This window comes from Paenibacillus jiangxiensis (genome assembly GCF_046098255.1).
In the GTDB taxonomy this organism is placed as follows: Bacteria; Bacillota; Bacilli; order Paenibacillales; family Paenibacillaceae; genus Paenibacillus; species Paenibacillus jiagnxiensis.
On record NZ_JBJURI010000075.1, the window covers coordinates 1 to 1,128 of the forward strand.

Annotated in this window: 1 protein-coding gene; it reads left to right on the forward strand. The window is 63.7% G+C overall.

The window, feature by feature from the left end; translation table 11 throughout:
- Window positions 1-1,128: hypothetical protein (locus ACI1P2_RS31355; RefSeq protein WP_355327717.1), on the forward strand; the 1,128-nt coding region annotated here is incomplete at both ends.

Sequence of the window (1,128 nt, forward strand, 5' to 3'; positions counted from 1 at the left end):
GGGTGAAACTGGAGCCACCGGTGAAACTGGAGCGACAGGAGCCACCGGGGCAACAGGTGAAACTGGAGCCACAGGCGCAACGGGAGCAACCGGAGCAACTGGAGCAACGGGCGAAACAGGAGCAACGGGGGCCACGGGCGAAACTGGAGCTACGGGAACAACGGGAGCAACAGGCGAAACTGGGGCGACGGGAGCAACGGGAGCAACGGGCGAAACAGGAGCAACCGGGGCAACAGGCGAAACCGGGGCGACAGGAGCCACAGGGGCAACAGGTGAAACTGGAGCCACAGGCGCAACGGGAGCAACCGGAGCAACAGGCGAAACTGGGGCGACGGGAGCAACCGGGGCAACAGGCGAAACTGGAGCGACAGGAGCCACCGGGGCAACAGGTGAAACTGGAGCCACAGGCGCAACGGGAGCAACCGGAGCAACGGGCGAAACTGGAGCAACGGGGGCCACGGGCGAAACTGGAGCCACAGGCGAAACTGGAGCAACGGGGGCCACAGGTGAAACTGGAGCTACGGGCGCAACAGGAGCCACAGGTGAAACTGGAGCAACGGGAGCCACCGGAGCAACGGGTGAAACTGGAGCAACGGGTGAAACTGGAGCAACCGGAGAAACTGGAGCAACCGGAGAAACTGGAGCAACAGGCGTAACTGGAGCAACTGGGGCAACAGGTGAAACTGGAGCGACAGGGGCAACGGGGGCCGCAGGTGAAACTGGAGCGACAGGGGCAACAGGAGCAACCGGGGCAACCGGAGAAACTGGAGCGACAGGTGAAACTGGAGCAACAGGCGAAACTGGAGCAACTGGAGCCACAGGAGCAACGGGAGCTACCGGAGCAACCGGTGAAACTGGAGCGACAGGGGCAACCGGAGCAATGGGAGCAACGGGCGAAACCGGGGCGACAGGAGCCACAGGGGCAACAGGTGAAACTGGAGCCACAGGCGCAACGGGAGCAATGGGCGCGACAGGAGCGACAGGAGCAACTGGGGCCACAGGTGAAACTGGAGCTACGGGAACAACGGGAGCCACAGGCGAAACTGGAGCCACAGGAGCCACGGGCGAAACTGGAGCGACAGGCGCAACGGGAGCAACAGGCGAAACAGGAGCAACCGGGGCAACAGG